Here is an 18,848-nt window from a genome sequence, read left to right as displayed (position 1 = left end):
CCAGACGTGACTTGCCCCGCGGTCCGCCCGATTGGGTTCACTCCATGTGTTAAGCCCCCGCAGCTGTCCTATGACGCAGCAGGGCCGCATGGGACTCGCGTGATCTCCCCGAGAACGCCGCTCTCAGGAAACCTTTACACGCGGCTGACACGTTGACCTCACGGCCAACCGCCGGGAACGGCACCCGCTGAGGGCCACGCCCTGTTTGGCACCTGGCCGGCCAGCACTGTTGGTCTTTACGCCGCTTTTCGTCCACCGCCTCACTCGCTTCCAGGAGGATTCGCCATGACGCACCATCTTCAGGCCATGCTGCAAACCCACCCGCAACCCAGCGCCTTGTTTGATCAGGAGGCACTTCGCGCGTGCATTGAGGCGTGCTTCGAGTGCGCTCAGATCTGCACGTCCTGCGCCGACGCGTGCCTGGGTGAGCAAGGCCACCTGGCACACCTGGTGCGGTGCATTCGCCTGAACCTCGACTGTGCCGACGTCTGCGGAACAACGGGCCGGGTGCTGTCGCGCTTGACCCAGCCTGATCCGAATGTGTTACGCGCTCAGCTTCAGGCTTGCCTGGTAGCGTGCCAGGCGTGCGGGAGCGAGTGCGAGATGCATGCACGGGACATGAACATGCAGCATTGCGCGGTGTGCGCCGAGAGCTGCCGCCGCTGCGAGCAGGCCTGCCAGGAACTCCTGGCCAAGATGACCGCATGAAGCGCCTGCTGCTGATTGTGGGCCTGATGGCTCTCCCGGCCAGCGTGGCTCAAGCGGGGGGCAATGAGGGCGGCACGGTGGTGGGCATGGCCACGACGATGCAGACGCAGATGGACATGCACGCCCGGATGCAGCCGTTGCTGGAAGACCTGCGGCGACTCTCAGGTCCAGCCTTTGACCGGGCGTTTTTGTCCATGATGATTCCGCATCACCAGAGCGCCATCGAGATGAGCCGAGCGGCCCTGCCTCGGCTGCGTGATCCCCTGGTGGCTGGTTGGGCGCAGAGCATCATTGACGATCAGCAAAAGGAGATCGTGGAAATGCAGGCGGAGTTGCGTCGTCTGGGCGGCGTGGACACGGCGCGGCAGAACCGGATGCGCCAGACCATGTCCGGAATGATGACGATGATGATGCAGATGATTACCCGGTCGCAGAGCCCGGACGTCACGTTCCTGCAGATGATGGTGCCGCACCACGGCTCGGCCAACGAGATGGCGAACATCGCCCTACAGAACGCTCAGAGTGATGCAGTACTTGGTCTCGCCCAGCGCATCATCATGATGCAGGCTGACGAGATGCACGACTTCAAGGACTGGTTGCGCACCCGCCAGTAAGGGCCGGATGTAGGGCGGTCACCTCAGGCGAGGTGACCGCCCTACATGCTTGCGGAAGAGTCCACCTCCCTCCCCCTGGTAGGAGAGGCCAGGAGCGACGGATTGCTCTTAAGGTTGAACCTCCCTCAGGGGGTAACTAATTAATGGCGCATAACTGTCGACACTTACGCTCTCTCGCTGCCCCCTTCCTTGACATCCCCCCAGGGAGGATCTAGGGTAAATGCGGAGGTAGACGCCAACAGGCCCCTCCCCCGTCACGGCTATCGCCCCAGCAGGAGACAACAGACTGCACGTTGGTCCGCCCCTGGTCATCCCATCTGGCGCCGCCCGGCCTCCTCACCCCTGAGAAGGGTGACAGGCCACGGTCCACGCTCTATTCGCGAAAGACCAGAGGGTGTCTTAGGTTGCCGCAGCAGGCTGGCCCTCTTCAGGAGGCACGATGATCATGTCCCCCGTCATCCACAACCAAGACGACTCATTTTCCAGAGTCTGAACTCTCTCTCGGACCTCAGGGTACGGGGCAGTCATGCCGTGAGCGAGAAGAAGGAAAGCAGGAGCACACATGACACGACATCACGAGACGCATCATCACGGCCACACCGGGAACCATGCGGGAACCTCGGCCATTCTGGAGGTGGCGTTCCGGAACTGTTATGACGGTTCGGAGTTCGCTGACCTTGAGCGCAGTCTCTCGGGTATTCAGGGGGTGCACAGCGTGCATATTGATCGCACACGTGCTATTGCGCACCTCGGCTATGATCCGGGCACGGTCAGCGAGGCGGAACTGCGCCGCCGCCTGCATACCGCCGGGTATGACTGCGTGTGCGAGGAGTGCCGACCATCCACTGCGCAGCCCGGGCATCCCAGCATGGGCCACGAGCCCACGGGGCATGATCATGCCGCCATGCGGGCCACTGCAGCGGCTCCCAGTGGGCACCATCAAGGCGCTAGGGAAGCGGATGCCCTGGGGACGCACCAGGCCGGGCATGACCACGCCGCCATGACGGGCAGCCGTCCGGCCTCTGCGGGGCACGGTCACAGTGGCCATGGCACGACCGAGGACACGGGCCACGATGAGCACGCCGGACACGGTGCGGAGATGGTGAATGACATGCTGCGCCGCTTCGTGGTGTCGCTGCTGCTGACCATTCCCATCGTGCTGTACTCCCCGATCNTGGCACGACCGAGGACACGGGCCACGATGAGCACGCCGGACACGGTGCGGAGATGGTGAATGACATGCTGCGCCGCTTCGTGGTGTCGCTGCTGCTGACCATTCCCATCGTGCTGTACTCCCCGATCGGCGAGCTGCTGGGGTTCACGGCAGCGCCGCCCTTCGGCCTCTCGATGGGCTGGTTCGGCCTGATCCTGTCGACACCGGTGGTGTGGTGGGGCGGCTGGCCGTTCATCTCCGCCGCCTGGCGTGCCCTCAAGCGGCGCGAGGCGAACATGATGACCCTGATCGCCACGGGCATCCTGGTGTCCTATGTCTACTCGGTCTGGGCCACCCTCTTCCTGCGCACCGACGAGGTGTTTTTTGAGGCTGCCGCGATGCTCACGACCTTCTCGCTGGCCGGGCACTGGTTGGAGATGCGCTCGCGCTTCGCCACCGGGCGGGCGGTCGAAGCCCTGTTGAAGCTGGCACCAGGTACCGCCCGTGTGGTGCGGAGCGGGCAGGAGCTCGAGGTGCCGCTGGAGCAGGTCACTGTGGGCGACGAGATCGTCGTGCGCCCCGGCGACCGGGTTCCAGTAGATGGAGAGGTCGTCTCCGGCAATTCCTACGTGGACGAGAGCATGATCACCGGCGAGCCGGTTCCCGTCGCCAAGAGCGCAGGGGCGAGGGTCACCGGCGGCACGGTCAACCAGAACGGAGCATTCCACTTCCGGGCGACGGCGGTCGGCGCGGACACGGCCCTCTCGCGCATCGTGCAGATGGTGCAAAACGCGCAGGCCAGCAAGGCCCCGGCACAGCGCCTGGCGGACACGGCGGGCAAGTACCTGGTGTTCGTCGCCCTGGGCAGCGGGCTGATCGCCTTTCTGGTCTGGTATTTCCTGGGCGCCGGGGTCGTGTTCGCCCTGACCGCTGCCGTTTCCACCGTCGTCATTGCCTGCCCGGATGCGCTGGCCCTCGCCACGCCCACCGCCATCACTGTGGGTGTGGGCAAGGGGGCACGGGAGGGTGTGCTGTTCAAGAACGCGACGGCGTTGGAGGGGACGGCGGGCGTGGATACCGTGATCTTCGACAAGACCGGGACGCTCACCGAGGGCAAGCCTGCTTTGACCGACCTGGTCCCCGCCCGTGGGATCAGCGAAGCGGACCTGCTGCACCTGGCGGCCTCGGCGGATCAGCCCTCGCAGCACCCACTGGCTGAGGCCATCGTGAAGGGTGCGCAGGCGCGGGGTGTCACGGTCCAGCGCCCCGAAGCCTTTGACAGCATTCCCGGACACGGCGTCGCCGCCACGGTGGGGAGCCAGCGGGTACTCATCGGCAACCGCAAGTTGATGGACCGGGAAGGGGTGGACGTCGGAGCTCTTCCGGCCGAGGTAGACGGGCTGGCGGCGGACGGCAAGACCGCGATGTACGTGGCTGCGGACGGGCAGGCGCTGGGCGTCGTGGCGGTGGCGGATACCATCCGCGAGTCGGCCAGGGTAGCGGTCACGGAACTGCACCGCTTGGGCGTGCAGACGGTGATGTTGACGGGCGACAACCGACACACGGCAGAGGCGGTCGCCCGGCAGTTGGGCATGGACACGGTGATCGCGGACGTGCTGCCCGAGCAGAAGGCCGCAAAGGTTCAGGAGTTGCAGGGGCAGGGCCGCAAGGTGGCGATGGTCGGCGACGGTGTGAATGACGCGCCTGCCCTCGCGCAGGCGGAAGTAGGCATAGCCATCGGAGCGGGAACAGACGTGGCGGTGGAGACCGCCGACGTAGTCCTGGTGAAGAGTGACCCGGCGAGCGTGGCCGTTGGCATCGCCCTGGCCCGCCACGTCCGGGGCAAGATCAAGCAGAACCTCTTCTGGGCGGCCATCTACAACGTCCTGGCGATCCCCTTCGCCGCGGGCGTACTGTACCCCTCGTACGGTGTCCTGCTGCGCCCGGAGTGGGCCGCCCTGCTGATGAGTGCCAGCACCGTCATCGTGACGCTCAACGCCCTGTCGCTGAACCGGCTGCGCTTCGACCGCCCGGCAGTGGCTGAGGCCTGAACGCAGCAAAAGAAGCGCCCCACCCTCTGGGATGGGGCGTGCTCCATCAAGCTTCAGTGGTGGCTGTCGTGATCATCCCCAGCAGGTTCGCCCAATGCGAGGTTCCGCGCGCCCGTCACGGTGGGACGCAGGGCTGAGAAGCTCACGCCGTTCGGGCCACGGCCGGTGGGAATCTGGGCGACCGTCCGGCGCGCAGCGAGGTCCACCACCGAGAGCGTGTTCGCGTAGGTGTTGGTCACGTAGGCGAAGCGGCCGGTCGGGTCGACCGTGACCCCGTGGGCACCCGCTCCGGTGGTGATGTTCGCCACCACCCTGAACTTCGCGGCGTCGATCACCGAGAGGGTGGTTCCGGGACGCTCTGGAGTGCCCTGGTTGGCCACCAGCACGAAGCGGTTGTCCGGCGTCACCGTCAGCTGGATGGGGCCGGGGCCGACCGCTACCTTGCCCAGCACCTTGCGGGTGGCCACGTCGATGCGGGCCACCGCGTTCTCGTCCCGCAGGGTCACGTACGCCACCCGGTTGTTCGGGGCGAAGGCGACCTGGGCCGGGGCCTTGCCGACGGGCGTGTCGGCGACCTGGCGAGCCGTGCGGGTGTCGATCCAGCTCACGCTGCCTGATCCGGTGTTGGCGACGAGCACCCAGCGCCCATCCGGACTGGGCCTGAGGCCGTGGGGGTGGGAGCCTACCTTCACGGTGGTCAGGGGCTTCATGGCCACGGCGTCGATGATGGAGACGCTGCCCGCTTCCCCGTTGGTCACGTAGGCCCGCTGGCCGTCCGAGCTGACGATGACGTGTGCGGGCCCTGCACCGGTAGCCACAGTGCCCGCCACCCGCAGGGAAACGGCATCGATCTTGACGGCCTGAGCGTTCTGGCCGAGGACTGCCCAGGCGCTCTTCCCGTCCGGGGAGAGCTGGACGTTGTGCGGCGCGGGGACGCCCTTCAGGGTGGCCCGGACCCGGTTCGTGGCGGCGTCCACGACGGTCAGGCTGCCGCTGATTTCATCCGCGACCCACAGGGTGCCCTGTGGGGCTGAAGTCCCTCCCGCCAGGGTCGAGGAGGATAGGGACAACAGCGTGAGGGAAAGGGCCAGGGGGGAACGATGTGACATGAAAACGACCTCCAGGGGTAGGGGAATGGCTTCTTCTGGTGAGCCCGAACTCAGCGTGTAACCGGAGAAAGGCGTTCGGGGCGGGAATCGAGACAAGGGGGCGGACGCTGGACGCCTGGGACGGCCAGAAGGCTGGACTGATCTGATGGCTGGGCGCCTAACGCAACTGGAGTGTGGTGACGCAGGTGTCACTGCTGGGCAGGGTGGCCAGGGTGCCCCGGGTGGTCTTGCCCTGAGCCGTTAAGGTGACCTTGTAGTGCTGGCTGCGGTCGAGCCACAGTTCCAGGAAGCCGTTGTCGAGGGTCCTGATGGTTTTTTGCAGCACGGTCTTGCCGGTGCGGGTGGTGACGTGCACCTTGACTGGAGTGTTGACCAACTCGCCCTGGCAGCCTGAGGTGAAGTGCGTCTTGCAGGGGTGGGTCTTGGTGATATAGGGCGCGATGGCCACCACCATCTGCCCTTTGGGAAGGGCGATGGCCCGCTTCTGACCGTCCGGGAAGGTGAAGTGGACGGCCTCGGGGGTCACGTAGCTTTGCAGTCCGCCTTGGGCCCGCCAAGTGTTCGCCAGCTTGAGGGCCTGCTGGGGACTCACGCCCCCCAGGACCGCAGGATTGGGGGCCAGGCTGGGCGGCTGCGCAAAGGCCAGCGTGCTCAGGAGCGTGCCAGTGAGGATCACCGAAAGAGTCTTGTGCATATCATTCGCCTCTGGGGTCAAGGTAGCGGTGTTGTGTTAAGCAAGTGTTTGGCTCGAGCAGGTCCCCAGCTTCCGAACTGGAAGGAATTGCGGTGTCCCGAGCCTTGGTCACCTGGAGCGAGAGCATGGCTGCTTAAGCCGAGGCAATCACATTGAAAGCCCACGCCACCTCGGTCGGGACCGTCTTCCTTCCCCTTATCTTTGCCATACATCGTTGGCGCGCAGAGGCAATGCGGGAAGCCAGGGACGTCTCCCCAGGCACGTACTCCAGGACCAGGCAGGGGCTATGGCTGATGTGGAACGAGCGTTTTTCGCGCACGAGGTTCGGGTGCCGGAGCATTTCAAGAGCAGCAAGTCCCGGTCGAACGTGGCAGCGGCAACGAGGGGCTCGCCGATATCGCTGCGAAACAGCTTGAGGAGCGTCGTCGCGTAGCTGCCATATGTGGGGCTGCCGACAGCCTTGGTGGCGAATATGCGGGTGCAGCAGCCCGTTTGACCACCGCTATCGGCCGTGCAGATAGGCTTCGACCACGGTTCGGACCGCTTCTTCTGGATGATGTTCGATCATGAACTGTGGGACGCGGATGACCTGCCAGCCCTCTGATGCGGCCAGCGCGTCCTTGCGGTCATCCCTGGCCTGGGCGCTGGAAGAAGCGTGATACGCCTCGCCGTCCACCTCCACAAGCAGCCGTACCTGCGGAAAGGCCAGATCCACGACGTAGGGACCCAGGGCATACTGTTCGACAAACGCGAGGCCTGCCTCACGCAGACGCTCGGCGAATCCCTCTTCCAACTGACTCGAATGGAGTTGAGCGAGGTCGACCTTGTGGGCAGTAATGCAGGCCTGGGAACAGAACTGAGCGTAGGGCGTCCCACGTCGTTTTCGGGGGAGGTGGAAGGCTGTTCCACATCTGGAACAGGTCCGAACGTCGTTGGGCGCCATAACCCAGAGTAGCCTGAGCAGACGGCTGGAAAGGCCATGCAAAGAGCCCTTGGGCTTGTATCCGAGCCTGGCTCATGCACTCGCCTATGCCCAACCTGAGCAGCTGACCCAGGTCCGCTCTGAACGAGAGGAGAAGCCAGGTTTTTGCTGTTCTCGACAGCAAAAACCTGGCCCCAGCCCTTAGTACAGATAATTCCGCAGAGCCGCCTGACCCACCTGGCCGAGCAGGGCCGCCGCCTGAGCGCCCACAACCTGCTGGATTTTGAGCCCGTGCGCCGCCGGGCCACCGTGATGGCCCGTTTGCTCGATCTCTCTGAAACCCTGACCGACGCGGTGCTGGAGATGCATGACCGTCTGATGCTGACCTTGCTGCGCGGCAGCGAGCGGGAAAGCTTGGCGGTCTTCCAGCAACGTGGCCCCACCCTGCTGGAGCGGCTGGCCACTTACCAGCAGGTCTGCGAGGCGCTGCTTCTTGCGCGTGAGACGGCTTCCGATCCCTTTCAGGCCGTCGAGGCAATCTTGCCCTGGGACAGACTGGTGGCAACGGTGCGTGACCCGGAACAGGTGATACAGGCCCGGCAGCTCGATCCGCTGCACCATCTGCTGAAGGGGTATCCGAGACTGCGGGCGTACCTGCCCCGGCTCCTTCAGGCTTTTGACTTCACGGCTGCACCGTCCGCACAACCGCTGGTAGATGCACTCAGGCTTCTCAAAGAGATGTATGCGGGCGGGAAGCGAACGCTTCCCGCTCACCTGCCGTTGGGTTTCGTGCGCTCTCGCTGGACCCCCTTCGTCTTCCAGAACGGCGAGCTGCACCGCAAGTATTACGAATTCTGCGTGATGGACGAGCTGCGCCTGGCCCTGCGGGCAGGCGACGTATGGGTCACGGGCAGCGGCAAGTACAGGGCGCTGGACGCCTTTTTGCTTCCTGAAACAGACTGGAAAACCAGAAAAACCGAGCTGGCCCCTGACCTGCCCGACACGTTTGATGCCTTCTGGGAGGCCGCCGAACCCCAACTGAAAGCTCAACTGGCCCAGTTGAGCGAGCTGCTGGACACTGAGCAGCTCGCCGAGGTCAGTCTGAAAAGTGGCAAGCTCAGAGTGAAAGCTCTGCCGAATGCCGTTCCAGGAGGCGCAGACGTACTGGCCCGGCAACTGTCCAGCCGGATGCCTAGGGTCAAGATCACCGATCTGCTCCTCGAAGTCCACGGCTGGCTGCCGTTCACGACAGTGCTGACTGATTTGCGAAGCGGTCAGCCCAGCGAGCGGCACGACCATCTGCTGACGGCCATCCTCGCTGAAGGGCTGAACCTGGGTCAGACCAAGATGGCCGAGGCGTCGGGTGATCCGGCCATCACGCCCCGGCGGCTGATGTACCTATCGGACTGGTTTCTGCGTCCAGAAACCTACGCAGGCGCACTCGCTGAAGTCGTCAACTTCCAGTCCAGACAGCCGCTGGCGGCCCTCTGGGGCGACGGCAGCACCTCCAGCTCAGATGGGCAGCGCTTTCCCACCGGGGGCCGGGGGAAAGCGTATGGACACCTCAACGCCAAACACGGGCGCGAACCAGGGGTGCTGTTCTACACCCACCTCTCCGATCAGTACGCCCCCTTTCACACCAAGGTCATCACCGCCAACATCCGGGACGCGGTGAACGTGCTGGACGGCCTGCTCTACCACCAGTCGGGCCTGGAGATCAGGGAGCATTACACCGACACCGCCGGGTACACCGAGCAGATCTTCGGAATCTGCTTTCTGCTGGGCTTCCGTTTCGCGCCGCGCATCCGTGATCTGGGCGAAACTCGACTCTTTCCGCCAGATGCGCTGTCCAACCACCCGCTGCTGGAATCGGTGATGGCCCGCCGACTGAACCTGGGCCTGATCAAGAGTCACTGGGACGAGTTGCTGCGCCTGGCGGTGTCGATCAAGGCTGGGACGGTGACGGCCTCGCTGATCCTTTCCAAGCTGGCGGCGTATCCGCGCCAGAATGGTCTGGCGCTGGCGTTGCGGGAACTGGGCCGGGTGCAGCGCACCCTGTTCACACTGGAGTGGTTGCAAGACCCGGCGCTGCGCCGCCGGGTCCAGGCGGGACTCAATAAGGGCGAGGCGCACAACGCCCTGACCCGCGCGGTGGCCGTTCACCGGGCCGGGGAAATCCGGGACCGTTCGCCGGAACGCCAGCACAGTCGGGCCAGCGGCGTCAATCTGCTGGTGGCGATCATTACCACCTGGAACACCGTGTATCTGGGGCAGGCGGTAGCAGCGCTGAGAGCGGAAGGGATGGACATTCCAGACGAATTGCTCGCCCACGTCTCACCGCTGGGCTGGGAGCATATTGGCCTGACTGGGGATTACCTGTGGCGGCCCGAGGAAGTGCCGCTGCCGGGAACGTTCCGCAAGCTTAACGGCTAGAGCACGTGCTGGAGAGCAAAATTCGCTTAGCGGTGTAAAATTTCTGGATCTTGTCGTTATCCCTAGTTGACTGGGCGCCTCCAGCAGGGTCACTCGCTTCACGCTGCGGCCCACCACCTTCTAGGGCGTCCCGCTCTACTCCCGCGCCTCCACCCGGGAGACCGGCACCGGAAAGGTCACGGTGGCCCCCCCCTGTGTCCGTACCAGTGGCGGTGTTGGGCCCCGTGGTGGTGGTGATGGGGCTGTTTCTGTGGCTGCCCACGCAACCCGGGCTGCCGTTCGTGAACCGGACCTTCGAGGCCTTCTCCGCTTTCGGGATGGTGGGTCTGTCGATGAACACCACGCCGCGCCTGAACGAGGCGGGGCAGCTGATCGTGATCGTCTTCATGTACCTGGGGCGGACCGGGCCCCTGACTTTCGCCATCGTCATCGGCTGACGCGGCAGCGCAGCAGGCGTGCTCCTGAGACGTGGCCGCGACGATCATCCGGCCTGGGTGATGAACAGGGAAGCGCTCAGCCGCCGGGTCTCTGCCTTTCTGCCTGCCGACGGCGCGTGAATTGATGGTCTATCCAGCCGAGGCCGATCAGAGACAGCAGCCACAGCCCGAGCAGGATCCCACCCAGGACCGTGCTCTCCAGCAACACCAGGCCCAGCCCCACAAAGAACAGCCCCACACAGACCACGATCCAGCCCCCGACCCTCCGGTCATGCCGCTGCATCTCCGTGCTCATGTGTCCACCTTTCCAGAGCCGGGTCAAGCCGCTGCTGGTGCGCGGATTTCCTTCAGACGGCCGCGGCCCTGGGTGACAGGGTAACGGGCAAAGGGGGGACGGCCAGGTGGCCCCGTCACAGTCCAGCCGGGCGCAGCGGTCGTGACCCTACGCTTGCGGTGCGCCGCCTCACCCGTCCATCGGTGGGGGCGCTGCGGGTTCCTGCCTCAGTCCGGCTGGTTTACCGGACGCACTGTGTCCAGCCAGCCCCAGTCGCGCAGGTAGGCCCGGAACTCGGCCAGCAGCTCGGCGGCGACGGGCTGCTCGTCCCCGGGGAGGGACCTCAGCCACGCCTCACCCGTCAGCCGCGTGTAGCCCAGCAGCGGAGAAGGGCGGTCCAGATGGTCGTCCAGCGACTCCAGCAGAGCCTCATAGCGGGCGCGGCGCCAGGGGGCCTGCCGGGTCACCTCGTTCAGGAAGTCGGCGGCGGCGTGTTCCAGCAGCACGGTGCGGCCCACGATCCAGGGCGCCCTGTGCGCGACCAGGCTCACCCTTCCCTCCAGCCGGGAAAGCCCTCGATGGCGACCAGGGTGGGCCGTGGCACACGGGTGCCGGGCTTCGCGCCGAAGGTGCTGGTCAGCGTGTCCAGGCTCTCGCTGTCCTCGCCAGGGTGCTGGACGCTCAGGAACAGGGTCTTGCCGTCGGGGGACCACACCGGCCCAGTCAGTTCGGCATCCACCGGGCCGATCGCAAAGCGGTAGGCGCGCCCGGCGTTTCCTCCCTCGGTGGGAAAAAAGAACATGGCATTGTTCCCGTGGAACGCCTTGATCGGATTGGTGCCCAGGTCGCTGTTGTCGGTCACCATCCAGAGGTTCCCGTACGGATCGAACACCAGGTTGTCGGGGCTGGCAAAGCCGCTTTGCGGGCCACCCACCGCGAACACTTCCCACAGAAAGTCGGTGGCGGCCCAGTCATCCCCCTCCTCGCGGAAGCGGATAATCTGCCCGAAGTAATTCCCATGCTTGGAGTTGTTGGTCAGGGCGACGTACACCTCGCCTGTGCGCGGGTGGATCTCGATGTCTTCTGGGCGGTCCACCGGGGTCCCGCCGACGGCCAGGGCGCTGGCCCGGGCATCGAGCAGCACGTCCACCTGGCTGGTGAACAGCGGCTTACCGTCGGCGCCCCTGGCCTCCTGCAACTTCTTGTTCCGGGCGTAGTCCAGCAGCGCCCAGGTGCCGTTGCCGAAGTTCGCGACGTACAGGTCGCCGTCCTCCAGCAGCTCGCGGTTGGCCCGGCGGTTGGCGGGGTCAACCTTGCCCCGGCTGACGAACTTGTACACGCAGGCGTCCTGCATGTCGTCGCCCATGTACACCACCACGCGGCCGTCTTTCGCCACCGTCACCGCCGCGTTCTCGTGCCGGAAGCGGCCCATCCCGGTGCGCTTTTTCGGCATCCAGGCCGGGTCGAAGGGATCGATCTCGGTGACCCAGCCCTGGTGCAGGGCCTCGTAGCCGCTTCCGGCCCAGGCCTTGGTATAGCCGTCCACGTTCTCCTCACACGTCAGCAGGGTGCCCCAGGGCGTCTGTCCGCCCGAGCAGTTGCCCACCGTGCCCCTCACCCGGGTGGCTCCCTTCACGGCGGCGCTGCCGCGCACCGGGCCAGTCAGTTCCATCTCGGTGAAGGCGTCCAGACGGCGGTTGCGCGGGTCAGGCACGATCTTCCACTCGCCACCAGACTTCCGAACGCGGACCACACTCACCCCCACCGCCCGCATCTCGGCCTCGATCTGCTCACGGGTGCGGTCTTTGGTGTTGCCGCCGACGAACAGGGCATTCGCGTACTCGTGGTTGATGGTCAGCAGGGCGTCGGTGCTGCTGCGCCCCCCCTCCAGGAGGTCAGCGGGGAAAAAGCCCACGTAATCGTGATTGAACCCGATTTCCCGACCATCCGCGGTAAAGACTTCTCCCCAGGGCGCGAGCATCTGCCAGCGGTAGCCCCCCGGCACGGTCAGGGTATCCGCATTGGTCGTGTCCACCGGCCGGAAGGGGGGGACCGTGCGGGGGTTGACCTTCCTGGGGTCCACCTCCACCGGCCCGCCGTTGTTGGCCTGCGCCTGCGCCCCGCTGAACGTGATGGGCAGGGCGGCAGCCATGGTGGTGGCTGCGGCCGTGCCCAGCGCCCCCCGGCGCGTCAGTTGACGGTCCAGCAGCCGGTGCCAGAAGCTCGGCTGCACGTGTTCATGTGTCTCTGTCATACCCGGAATCCTGCGCCGGGTCTGTCACTGGAGCTTCAGCCGCAGGTCAGGTGCAGATCAGCCCGCCCTGACGCACCAGCGGTGCGTGCGGCGCTCCCTGTCTGCCGCAGACATCCTGCTGAACATTCAGGCGCAGGCTGTAGGTATGAACAGCACCGACCTGAAGCCCGAAGCGGCATACGACCTGCAACGCTGCCAGACCCAACTGGGCGCGCTGATGGAGGAGGTGGAGGAGGAAGCCGAGGTGCGCCTGGAGCGCTGGCGACCCTGGCTGTCCCGGACGTCCTACGGTCCCAGCGCCGAGAACCTGGCCGCCTACCTGAGCCTGCGTTGCCGGGATATCCAGGCGCTTCAGGAGGACCTCACCACCTGGGGCGTGTCCAGCCTGGGCCACTGTGAGCCGTACGTGCGGCCCAATCTGGCCGCGGCACAAGCAGCCCTGGGCGCATTGAGCGGGGACCAGAGGCCGAGGCCCGAACGCGAGCTCTTCACGGACCTGGGAAGCCGCCTGGGGCGGCACACGCAGGACCTGTTGGGAGACGGCGCCACGCCCGGCATCATGGTGACCCTGCCCTCAGAGGCCGCACAGGACCCGGACCTGCTCCTGGACCTCCTGGAAGCCGGAATGACCGCCGCGCGCATCAACCTCGCGCACGATGACGAGGCAGCCTGGCGGGCCATGCTCCACCACCTGCACGCGGCCTGCCTCCAGACCGGGAAGAGCTGCCGGGTGCTGATGGACCTGGCCGGCCCAAAGGTGCGGACAGGTGAGCCCCGCTGGCCCGCCAAGAAGAACGGCGGCCGCCTGAAGGTCGGCCACGTCCTGGCCCTGGGCGCGCGCGAGATGGACCTGCCCGGGGACCGGCCGGGCGTAAGCTGCACCCTTCCGGAGGCGATCAGACAGGTCGGCACCGGGCAGGCCGTCTGGTTCGACGATGGCAAGCTCGGGGCCGTGGTCGAGGGGCGGCAGGGGGAAACGTTGCTGCTGCGGGTCACGCACGCGCCCGCCAAGGGCGCCAGACTCAAGGCGGGGAAGGGCATCAACTTCCCGGACACCCCGCTGAGCCTCCCGGCGTTGACGGACAAGGACCGCGCGGACCTCGCCTTCGCCGCAGCGAACGCCGACATGGTCGGGTACTCGTTTGTGCAGACCGTGGGGGACGCCGAGCAACTCCTGGGCCGACTGGCCGATCTGGGCGCGCCGCCCACGCTGAGCGTGCTTCTGAAGATCGAGACCCGCCTAGCCGTGCAGAACCTGGCCGACCTGATGGTGCGGGTGGCGGGAGAGCGGCCCTGCGGCGTGATGATCGCCCGGGGGGACCTCGCCGTGGAACTGGGCTTCGCGCGGCTCAGCGAGATTCAGGAAGAGGTGCTCTGGCTGGCCGAGGCAGCGCACCTGCCGGTGGTGTGGGCCACCCAGGTCCTCGAAGGCCTGGTCAAGAAAGGGGAGGCGAGACGCGCGGAATACACGGATGCCGCGGGCGGTGTGCGGGCCGAGTGCATCATGCTGAACAAGGGTCCCTACGTGGTGGACGCCGTGCAGGAACTGGTGAGCATCACCGGGCGCATGCGGCCACACTTCCACAAGAAAAGGGCGAGCTTCCGGGCCCTGAGCGTGGCGAGGCCGCCAGAACAGTAGGAAAAGGAGATCGGATGTTCGAACGGATTCTGGTGCCCCTCGACTTCTCGCCCTCAGCCTGGCAGGCCCTGGAGACCGCGCGGGTCCGGTTCCCGGGTGCGGTGCGGACGCTGCTGTACGTTCAGCCTCAACGCCTGGCCCCTCCCCCGGCCCTGGAGCTGCTGGGGTCCGGAGCAAGGCTGGGTGGGAACGCGCAAGCACTCACAGAGCTGGAAGACCAGTTGCAGGAGCGTGAGACCTTCGCTCTGGCTCCGGGGGACCCGGTGAACGAAATCCTGAACGCTGTACGGGAAAAGGACGTGGAGTTGATTATGATGGGCACGCACGCCCGGCAGGGGCTGTCCCATTTCATCCTGGGCTCGGTGGCAGAGGCGGTGGTTCGGAGGTCGCCCGTACCGGTCCTGACCGTCCGGGCCTCCGACCAGGCCTGACGGACCTCCTGCCCCTGCCCTTCATCCCCACTTGAGCTGAAGGGCAGACTGCCCTGACATTCCAGAAGCAGGCTGAGGCCATGGCCCCTGATGACCGCACCCTCCCCCCTGGTCCCCTGCTCAGCGTCCACCCTGACCATGAGGCGACCGACCCGGCCCCGGCGGAGCAGGGGCCTGCCCCCACCGACGCGGCGAGCCGTCCAGTACCCCCCGCGCCTGTTCCAAGCGGGGAAGGCCTGGATGCCGAGGAAGTCGAAGCCCTGGTGGGTTCCAGAGCCGAGGTGGTCGAGACCAACCGGCACCTTGCGCAGACGGAAGGTCTCGAACCAGACCCCGAGAGCTGAGTCCAACGCCGTTGATTCCCAGATCAACCGAGCGAAGAAGGACGCCGGACCTCACGTTCCAACTTTTCGGAAGGCACCGAAAAGTTTCCACTCCCGGTCCGGCGTCCTTAGGCCCAGACTGGCCTGACTCCTGGGAGAAAAGAAAGGCTGATGAAGCGCTGATCTTCCTCCCCTACTGTCCCCATTGTGTCACAGTTCACCTTCCCCGCTGTCGGCCGTCGTCTCTTGATCGGCGCCCTGCTCCCCCTGTCTGGGCTTGCCCATGCTGTCGGCATCCAGGGGGAGATTCGCAACCTCTCGGTCGGCCAGGGAGAGCGCGCCCTGGTCCTGCTCACGAACCTGGCCCAGGGACGGATCGTGGGAATGGGCAACTTGCAGGGCAACTTCTTCAGCCTCAGCATTCCCGATGGGTTCCGGCCTCCTGTGCGTCCTGCGGGCCTGTGTCCCGGCGTCCGCAGCACTCCCAGCGAGCCCCGGACCTACGTCGCGGAGCAGTTGATGGTTTTTCAGCCCGCCCGGAATGCGGTGACCCTGCTGGCCCAGGCGGATCATCCCCATGACCCCACCCGGCGGTCCCAGTGGATGTACAGCGACCGCGTCGCGACCATTCGTGGCCGCTGCACCGGCCTGAACACCCACTACGACCTCACGCTCCGGGCGGGCTGGAACGCCGTGATGACCGTCAGCGAGTCCGGGCGCTTTCTCGTGCGAAACGCCACCCCCGGCCTGCCGTACTGGACAGCCAGCAAGAGCCTGACGCCAGCCCGGACCCTCTTTCCGGGCATCTTCGACGGCAACTGAGCCGCGGGTCCACCTGCCCCCGGTCACTGCTGACCGGGGGCTTTGCATGGGCGCCAGACGAAAGGGAGCCTTTTGGCTCCCTGGCTGATGCAGGCGTCCGGAGTTGCACCGGACCTCCACTGGTTCCTGCTCGTGCGTCCCGGTACAGGCGAGGCGGGACGCGTCCTCCATCGGGCGGCAGCGTGTGCGGCCCACCCGAACCCTGCCGCGGCTTCGTCAGGAGACCGTCGGCTCCTTCCCGGCCGTGGGCAGGGTGACCTCGCCGAAGCAGCTGACCGGGACGTGAAGATTGGCCCCTACGGTGTGTCCATGAAGCGAGCGATGGCGGCGATCCTGAGTGTGGGCCTGTTGAGCGGATGCGGGCTGGTGACGGACCCGGCTCCGCTGGTCACCACCCTCGATTTCCGGGCCTTCAACGGCCAGGAGGCCGCGCTGCGGGCACAGGGCATCCGGGTCTTCGGTCCGGGGGCGAGCGCCAGCCAGGACCTCGAACCCGAGTCCATCGCCGTCTCCCCGGATGGCCGCCATGCCTGGGTCACCCTCCAGGAAAACAACGCCCTGGCCCGGCTCGACCTCAGGACACTGAAGGTCACGGGGCTGGTGCCGCTGGGATTCAAGGATCACTCTGCGGCGGACGCGGGCCTGGACCCCAGTGACAAAGACGGCGTGAACATCCGCCCCGTGCCGGTTCGGGGCCTGTACCAGCCCGATGCGGTGGCCGCCTTCGACGTGGGGGGCCAGACCTACCTGATCACCGCCAACGAGGGGGATGCCCGGGACTACGACGGCTACAAAGAGGAGGTGACAGTGGGCAAGCTCAAGCTCGATCCGGCCGCATTTCCCAACGCGGCCGAGCTGCAAGCGGACACGGCGCTGGGCCGCCTGACCGTCACCCGCACGCTGGGCGACACCGATGGCGATGGGGACCACGACGCCCTGTACGCCTTCGGCGGCCGTTCGGTCAGCATCCTCGACGCGCAGGGTACGCGGCTGTACGACAGCGGCGACCTGATCGAGCAGGAGACGGCCCGCCGCCTGCCGGGGCACTTCAACGCCAACAGTGACAGCACTGCGCCCGACAACCGCAGCGACAACAAGGGGCCTGAACCCGAGGGCGTCACGGTCGGGAAGGTGGGGGGGCGGACCTTCGCCTTCGTGGGCCTGGAGCGGGTGGGCGGCGTTCTGGTGCTGGACGTGAGCGTCCCCACAGCCCCCACGGTGGCGGAGTACCTCAACACCCGCGACTTCACGCGCGACCCCAGGACCGACCCGCTGGCGGGCGACCTGGCCCCCGAGGGACTGGTATTCGTGCCCGCCTCACAGAGCCCGGATGGGCAGCCCCTGCTGATCGTCGCCAACGAGGGCAGCAACACGACCACGCTCTACCGCGTGGGGCCAGAGGGAGCGCTGAGCGTGCGGGGCCGTTACCGCGCTCCCGGGGCCGTGGGAGCGGGCGCCGCCGAGATCCCCGCCTACGACCCGCAGAGTCGGCGCGTCTTCGTGGTCAACGGGGCTGCCGCAGCCCTGGACATCCTCGACGTGGCCGATCCTACCCGGCCCACCCTGGTGAAATCGGTGCCCCTGGCCCCCTACGGCGGACAGGGCAACAGTGTGGCCGTGCAGGGCGGCGTGGTGGCGGTGGCGGTCCAGAACGACGCGGACCGTCAGGCCAGTGGCCGGGTGGTGTTCCTGAACGTGGACGGGACCGAGCGGGCGCGTCCGGTGGAGGTGGGCGCCCTCCCCGACATGCTGACCTTCACCCCGGACGGGTCGCGGCTGCTCGTCGCCAACGAGGGGGAGCCCAGTGTGGACTACACCCGTGACCCCGAGGGGAGCGTCAGCGTGATCGAGGTGCGTCAGGCCCTTGCGCGGCGGTAGGACACCTGATGCGGCGGGGCAACGTGCTGAACTTCGCCGCCCAGGGAGCTCCAGGCTCAGCGGGGACCGGCGGCCCCCGCCAACATCAGTGCTTTCTCGACTGGCCCGTGCGGAGCTGCGCGGCTTCCTTTTCTCCCTTGTGCGCGTGCTCTTCGGCCCACCTGGCGGCCGCCTCCACGTCGTAGGGCACCCGCCGGAAGGTGACGTTCCATCCCTGCCCTTCGCCCTCCAGCAGAACCCAGCGGGCCAGTGGCGAGCCGTCCTTCTGGCGACTGACCGCACCGGCGTTCACCACGGTCAGGTCCCCGAGCTGCCGGACATGTTCCAGGTGCGAGTGCCCCACGATCACCATCCGCGCGGCGCCTGTGTCCCCCAGCCGCTCCCGGACGAGGTCGTCGCTGGCCCAGGCCTTGCCGTCGCGCAGCAGGTACTGCCAGGCACTGTCTGGTGTGCCGTGGGCGGCCATCACTGCGCCGTCTGCTAAGGTCACACGGGTCGGTAGGCTTGCCACGGCGGCGCCCGCACCTTCCGGCAGCACGGCATGCAGCCACGCCAGCATCTCCCGCTTCTGGGTCGTCGCGGTCAGAGGGTGGCCCAGGCGCTCGTCGGTGTTTCCCCGCACCTCCAACACCCCGTATCCGGATTTGAGCTGCTGTTGCAATTGCCAGGCGCCGGCCGGATCTGCTCCGCCGAACACCTGGTCCCCAAGGTTCACCCAGGCGTCCGGTGCGTGCCGCTCGATGTCCTGCGCGACCGCCTCCAGCGCGAAGCGGTTCCCGTGCACGTCACCGAACACCGCGATTCTCATGCGCCCACCTGCACCCACGACTGTACTTTCGCTTCAATCTCCTCGCGCACCTGCCGGAAGACGGCGAGGCGTTCCTCCTCGCTGCCCTGGGCGGCGGCCGGATCCGGGAAGGCCCAGGAGAGCCGGTAAGAGGCGTGCGGGAAAATGGGGCAGTTCTGCTCTGCCCGGTCGCAAACGGTGATGACGTAGGTGAAATGCTCTCCCAGCAAAGGACGCACGCCCTTGGCCTGAAGATGGCCCGTGGGCAGGCCCCGTTTGGACTGACCCCCCAGGAGCGGACCGAGAGGCAAGGCACTTC

The 18,848-nt window shown here is 66.5% G+C and carries 17 protein-coding genes and 1 pseudogene; 10 read left to right on the top strand and 8 right to left on the bottom strand.

Translation table 11 applies throughout. The features are described 5' to 3' along the window. Positions 1–285: 285 nt before the first annotated feature. The 3 genes from QOL99_RS06790 to QOL99_RS06780 all read left to right on the top strand — a co-directional run bounded on the left by QOL99_RS06790 (position 286) and on the right by QOL99_RS06780 (position 4,526). The gene (locus tag QOL99_RS06790; protein WP_104992622.1) at positions 286–708 is read left to right on the top strand and encodes a four-helix bundle copper-binding protein; all 423 of its coding nucleotides are present in this window, start codon (positions 286–288) and stop codon (positions 706–708) included. Beyond that, positions 705–1,322: a DUF305 domain-containing protein gene (locus tag QOL99_RS06785; RefSeq protein ID WP_278913038.1), complete on the top strand. Its 618-nt coding sequence runs from the start codon at positions 705–707 to the stop codon at positions 1,320–1,322. Before QOL99_RS06790 ends, QOL99_RS06785 begins: the two co-directional genes overlap by 4 nt. A gap of 1,227 nt (positions 1,323–2,549) precedes the next feature. After that, a complete protein-coding gene (locus QOL99_RS06780) occupies positions 2,550–4,526 on the top strand; it encodes a copper-translocating P-type ATPase (protein WP_285522483.1) in 1,977 nt (658 codons plus the stop codon). A gap of 53 nt (positions 4,527–4,579) precedes the next feature. Here QOL99_RS06780 and QOL99_RS06775 read toward each other — a convergent pair whose 3' ends face one another. From QOL99_RS06775 to QOL99_RS06765, 3 genes are all read right to left on the bottom strand, one after another. Next, positions 4,580–5,635 carry a YVTN family beta-propeller repeat protein gene (locus QOL99_RS06775; RefSeq protein ID WP_285522482.1) on the bottom strand — a complete coding sequence of 352 codons (1,056 nt, stop codon included), beginning with the start codon at positions 5,633–5,635 and terminating at the stop codon, positions 4,580–4,582. A 157-nt stretch (positions 5,636–5,792) separates the two neighbouring features. Continuing rightward, complete coding sequence (locus tag QOL99_RS06770) at positions 5,793–6,329, bottom strand: CueP family metal-binding protein (RefSeq protein ID WP_092265735.1); 537 nt, start codon at positions 6,327–6,329, stop codon at positions 5,793–5,795. A 502-nt stretch (positions 6,330–6,831) separates the two neighbouring features. After that, a complete protein-coding gene (locus tag QOL99_RS06765) occupies positions 6,832–7,272 on the bottom strand; it encodes an endonuclease domain-containing protein (protein WP_143068408.1) in 441 nt (146 codons plus the stop codon). Between the two features lie 144 nt (positions 7,273–7,416). Between QOL99_RS06765 and QOL99_RS06760 the strand changes: the two genes are divergently transcribed. Further along, complete coding sequence (locus tag QOL99_RS06760; RefSeq protein ID WP_285522480.1) at positions 7,417–9,684, top strand: Tn3 family transposase; 2,268 nt, start codon at positions 7,417–7,419, stop codon at positions 9,682–9,684. 212 nt (positions 9,685–9,896) lie between these two features. After that, complete coding sequence (locus tag QOL99_RS06755; protein WP_326522578.1) at positions 9,897–10,121, top strand: potassium transporter TrkG; 225 nt, start codon at positions 9,897–9,899, stop codon at positions 10,119–10,121. A 76-nt stretch (positions 10,122–10,197) separates the two neighbouring features. Here the strand turns inward: QOL99_RS06755 and QOL99_RS06750 are convergent, their stop codons facing one another. The 3 genes from QOL99_RS06750 to QOL99_RS06740 all read right to left on the bottom strand — a co-directional run bounded on the left by QOL99_RS06750 (position 10,198) and on the right by QOL99_RS06740 (position 12,649). Continuing rightward, positions 10,198–10,416 carry a hypothetical protein gene (locus tag QOL99_RS06750; RefSeq protein ID WP_285522478.1) on the bottom strand — a complete coding sequence of 73 codons (219 nt, stop codon included), beginning with the start codon at positions 10,414–10,416 and terminating at the stop codon, positions 10,198–10,200. 206 nt (positions 10,417–10,622) lie between these two features. Beyond that, the gene (locus QOL99_RS06745) at positions 10,623–10,946 is read right to left on the bottom strand and encodes a hypothetical protein (RefSeq protein ID WP_285522475.1); all 324 of its coding nucleotides are present in this window, start codon (positions 10,944–10,946) and stop codon (positions 10,623–10,625) included. Then, positions 10,943–12,649 carry a PhoX family protein gene (locus tag QOL99_RS06740; protein WP_285522473.1) on the bottom strand — a complete coding sequence of 569 codons (1,707 nt, stop codon included), beginning with the start codon at positions 12,647–12,649 and terminating at the stop codon, positions 10,943–10,945. Before QOL99_RS06740 ends, QOL99_RS06745 begins: the two co-directional genes overlap by 4 nt. Positions 12,650–12,794: 145 nt before the next feature. Between QOL99_RS06740 and QOL99_RS06735 the strand changes: the two genes are divergently transcribed. The 5 genes from QOL99_RS06735 to QOL99_RS06715 all read left to right on the top strand — a co-directional run bounded on the left by QOL99_RS06735 (position 12,795) and on the right by QOL99_RS06715 (position 17,742). After that, entirely contained in the window at positions 12,795–14,288 is a 1,494-nt protein-coding gene (locus QOL99_RS06735; protein ID WP_285522471.1) for a pyruvate kinase, read from the top strand. A gap of 14 nt (positions 14,289–14,302) precedes the next feature. Continuing rightward, positions 14,303–14,719 carry a universal stress protein gene (locus tag QOL99_RS06730; protein WP_285522469.1) on the top strand — a complete coding sequence of 139 codons (417 nt, stop codon included), beginning with the start codon at positions 14,303–14,305 and terminating at the stop codon, positions 14,717–14,719. 80 nt (positions 14,720–14,799) lie between these two features. Then, on the top strand, positions 14,800–15,063 hold the full coding sequence (locus QOL99_RS06725; RefSeq protein WP_285522468.1) for a hypothetical protein: 264 nt from the start codon (positions 14,800–14,802) through the stop codon (positions 15,061–15,063). Positions 15,064–15,249: 186 nt separating this feature from the next. Next, positions 15,250–15,864, top strand: coding sequence for a hypothetical protein (locus QOL99_RS06720; protein ID WP_285522467.1), 615 nt, complete (start codon positions 15,250–15,252; stop codon positions 15,862–15,864). A 309-nt stretch (positions 15,865–16,173) separates the two neighbouring features. Beyond that, positions 16,174–17,742, top strand: a complete 1,569-nt coding sequence (locus QOL99_RS06715; protein WP_285522466.1) for a choice-of-anchor I family protein — start codon at positions 16,174–16,176, stop codon at positions 17,740–17,742. Between the two features lie 85 nt (positions 17,743–17,827). On the opposite strand, the gene QOL99_RS06710 is transcribed toward QOL99_RS06715, so the two are convergent. Both QOL99_RS06710 and QOL99_RS06705 read right to left on the bottom strand, forming a co-directional pair. Next, on the bottom strand, positions 17,828–18,550 hold the full coding sequence (locus tag QOL99_RS06710; RefSeq protein WP_285522465.1) for a metallophosphoesterase family protein: 723 nt from the start codon (positions 18,548–18,550) through the stop codon (positions 17,828–17,830). Beyond that, positions 18,547–18,848, bottom strand: a pseudogene (locus tag QOL99_RS06705) (hypothetical protein); the annotation flags it as partial. The gene QOL99_RS06710 and the pseudogene QOL99_RS06705, both read right to left, overlap by 4 nt.

The sequence above is a fragment of the Deinococcus rhizophilus genome (assembly GCF_030271215.1).
GTDB lineage: Bacteria > Deinococcota > Deinococci > Deinococcales > Deinococcaceae > Deinococcus > Deinococcus rhizophilus.
This window is presented reverse-complemented; position numbering and strand designations above follow the sequence as displayed.

Coding starts and splice junctions, on each gene's coding strand:
- QOL99_RS06790 (WP_104992622.1), top strand. CDS start 286: ATGACGCACCATCTTCAGGCCATGCTGCAAACCCACCCGCAACCCAGC.
- QOL99_RS06785 (WP_278913038.1), top strand. CDS start 705: ATGAAGCGCCTGCTGCTGATTGTGGGCCTGATGGCTCTCCCGGCCAGC.
- QOL99_RS06780 (WP_285522483.1), top strand. CDS start 2,550: ATGGTGAATGACATGCTGCGCCGCTTCGTGGTGTCGCTGCTGCTGACC.
- QOL99_RS06775 (WP_285522482.1), bottom strand. CDS start 5,635: ATGTCACATCGTTCCCCCCTGGCCCTTTCCCTCACGCTGTTGTCCCTA.
- QOL99_RS06770 (WP_092265735.1), bottom strand. CDS start 6,329: ATGCACAAGACTCTTTCGGTGATCCTCACTGGCACGCTCCTGAGCACG.
- QOL99_RS06765 (WP_143068408.1), bottom strand. CDS start 7,272: ATGGCGCCCAACGACGTTCGGACCTGTTCCAGATGTGGAACAGCCTTC.
- QOL99_RS06750 (WP_285522478.1), bottom strand. CDS start 10,416: ATGAGCACGGAGATGCAGCGGCATGACCGGAGGGTCGGGGGCTGGATC.
- QOL99_RS06740 (WP_285522473.1), bottom strand. CDS start 12,649: ATGACAGAGACACATGAACACGTGCAGCCGAGCTTCTGGCACCGGCTG.
- QOL99_RS06735 (WP_285522471.1), top strand. CDS start 12,795: ATGAACAGCACCGACCTGAAGCCCGAAGCGGCATACGACCTGCAACGC.
- QOL99_RS06730 (WP_285522469.1), top strand. CDS start 14,303: ATGTTCGAACGGATTCTGGTGCCCCTCGACTTCTCGCCCTCAGCCTGG.
- QOL99_RS06725 (WP_285522468.1), top strand. CDS start 14,800: ATGGCCCCTGATGACCGCACCCTCCCCCCTGGTCCCCTGCTCAGCGTC.
- QOL99_RS06715 (WP_285522466.1), top strand. CDS start 16,174: ATGAAGCGAGCGATGGCGGCGATCCTGAGTGTGGGCCTGTTGAGCGGA.
- QOL99_RS06710 (WP_285522465.1), bottom strand. CDS start 18,550: ATGAGAATCGCGGTGTTCGGTGACGTGCACGGGAACCGCTTCGCGCTG.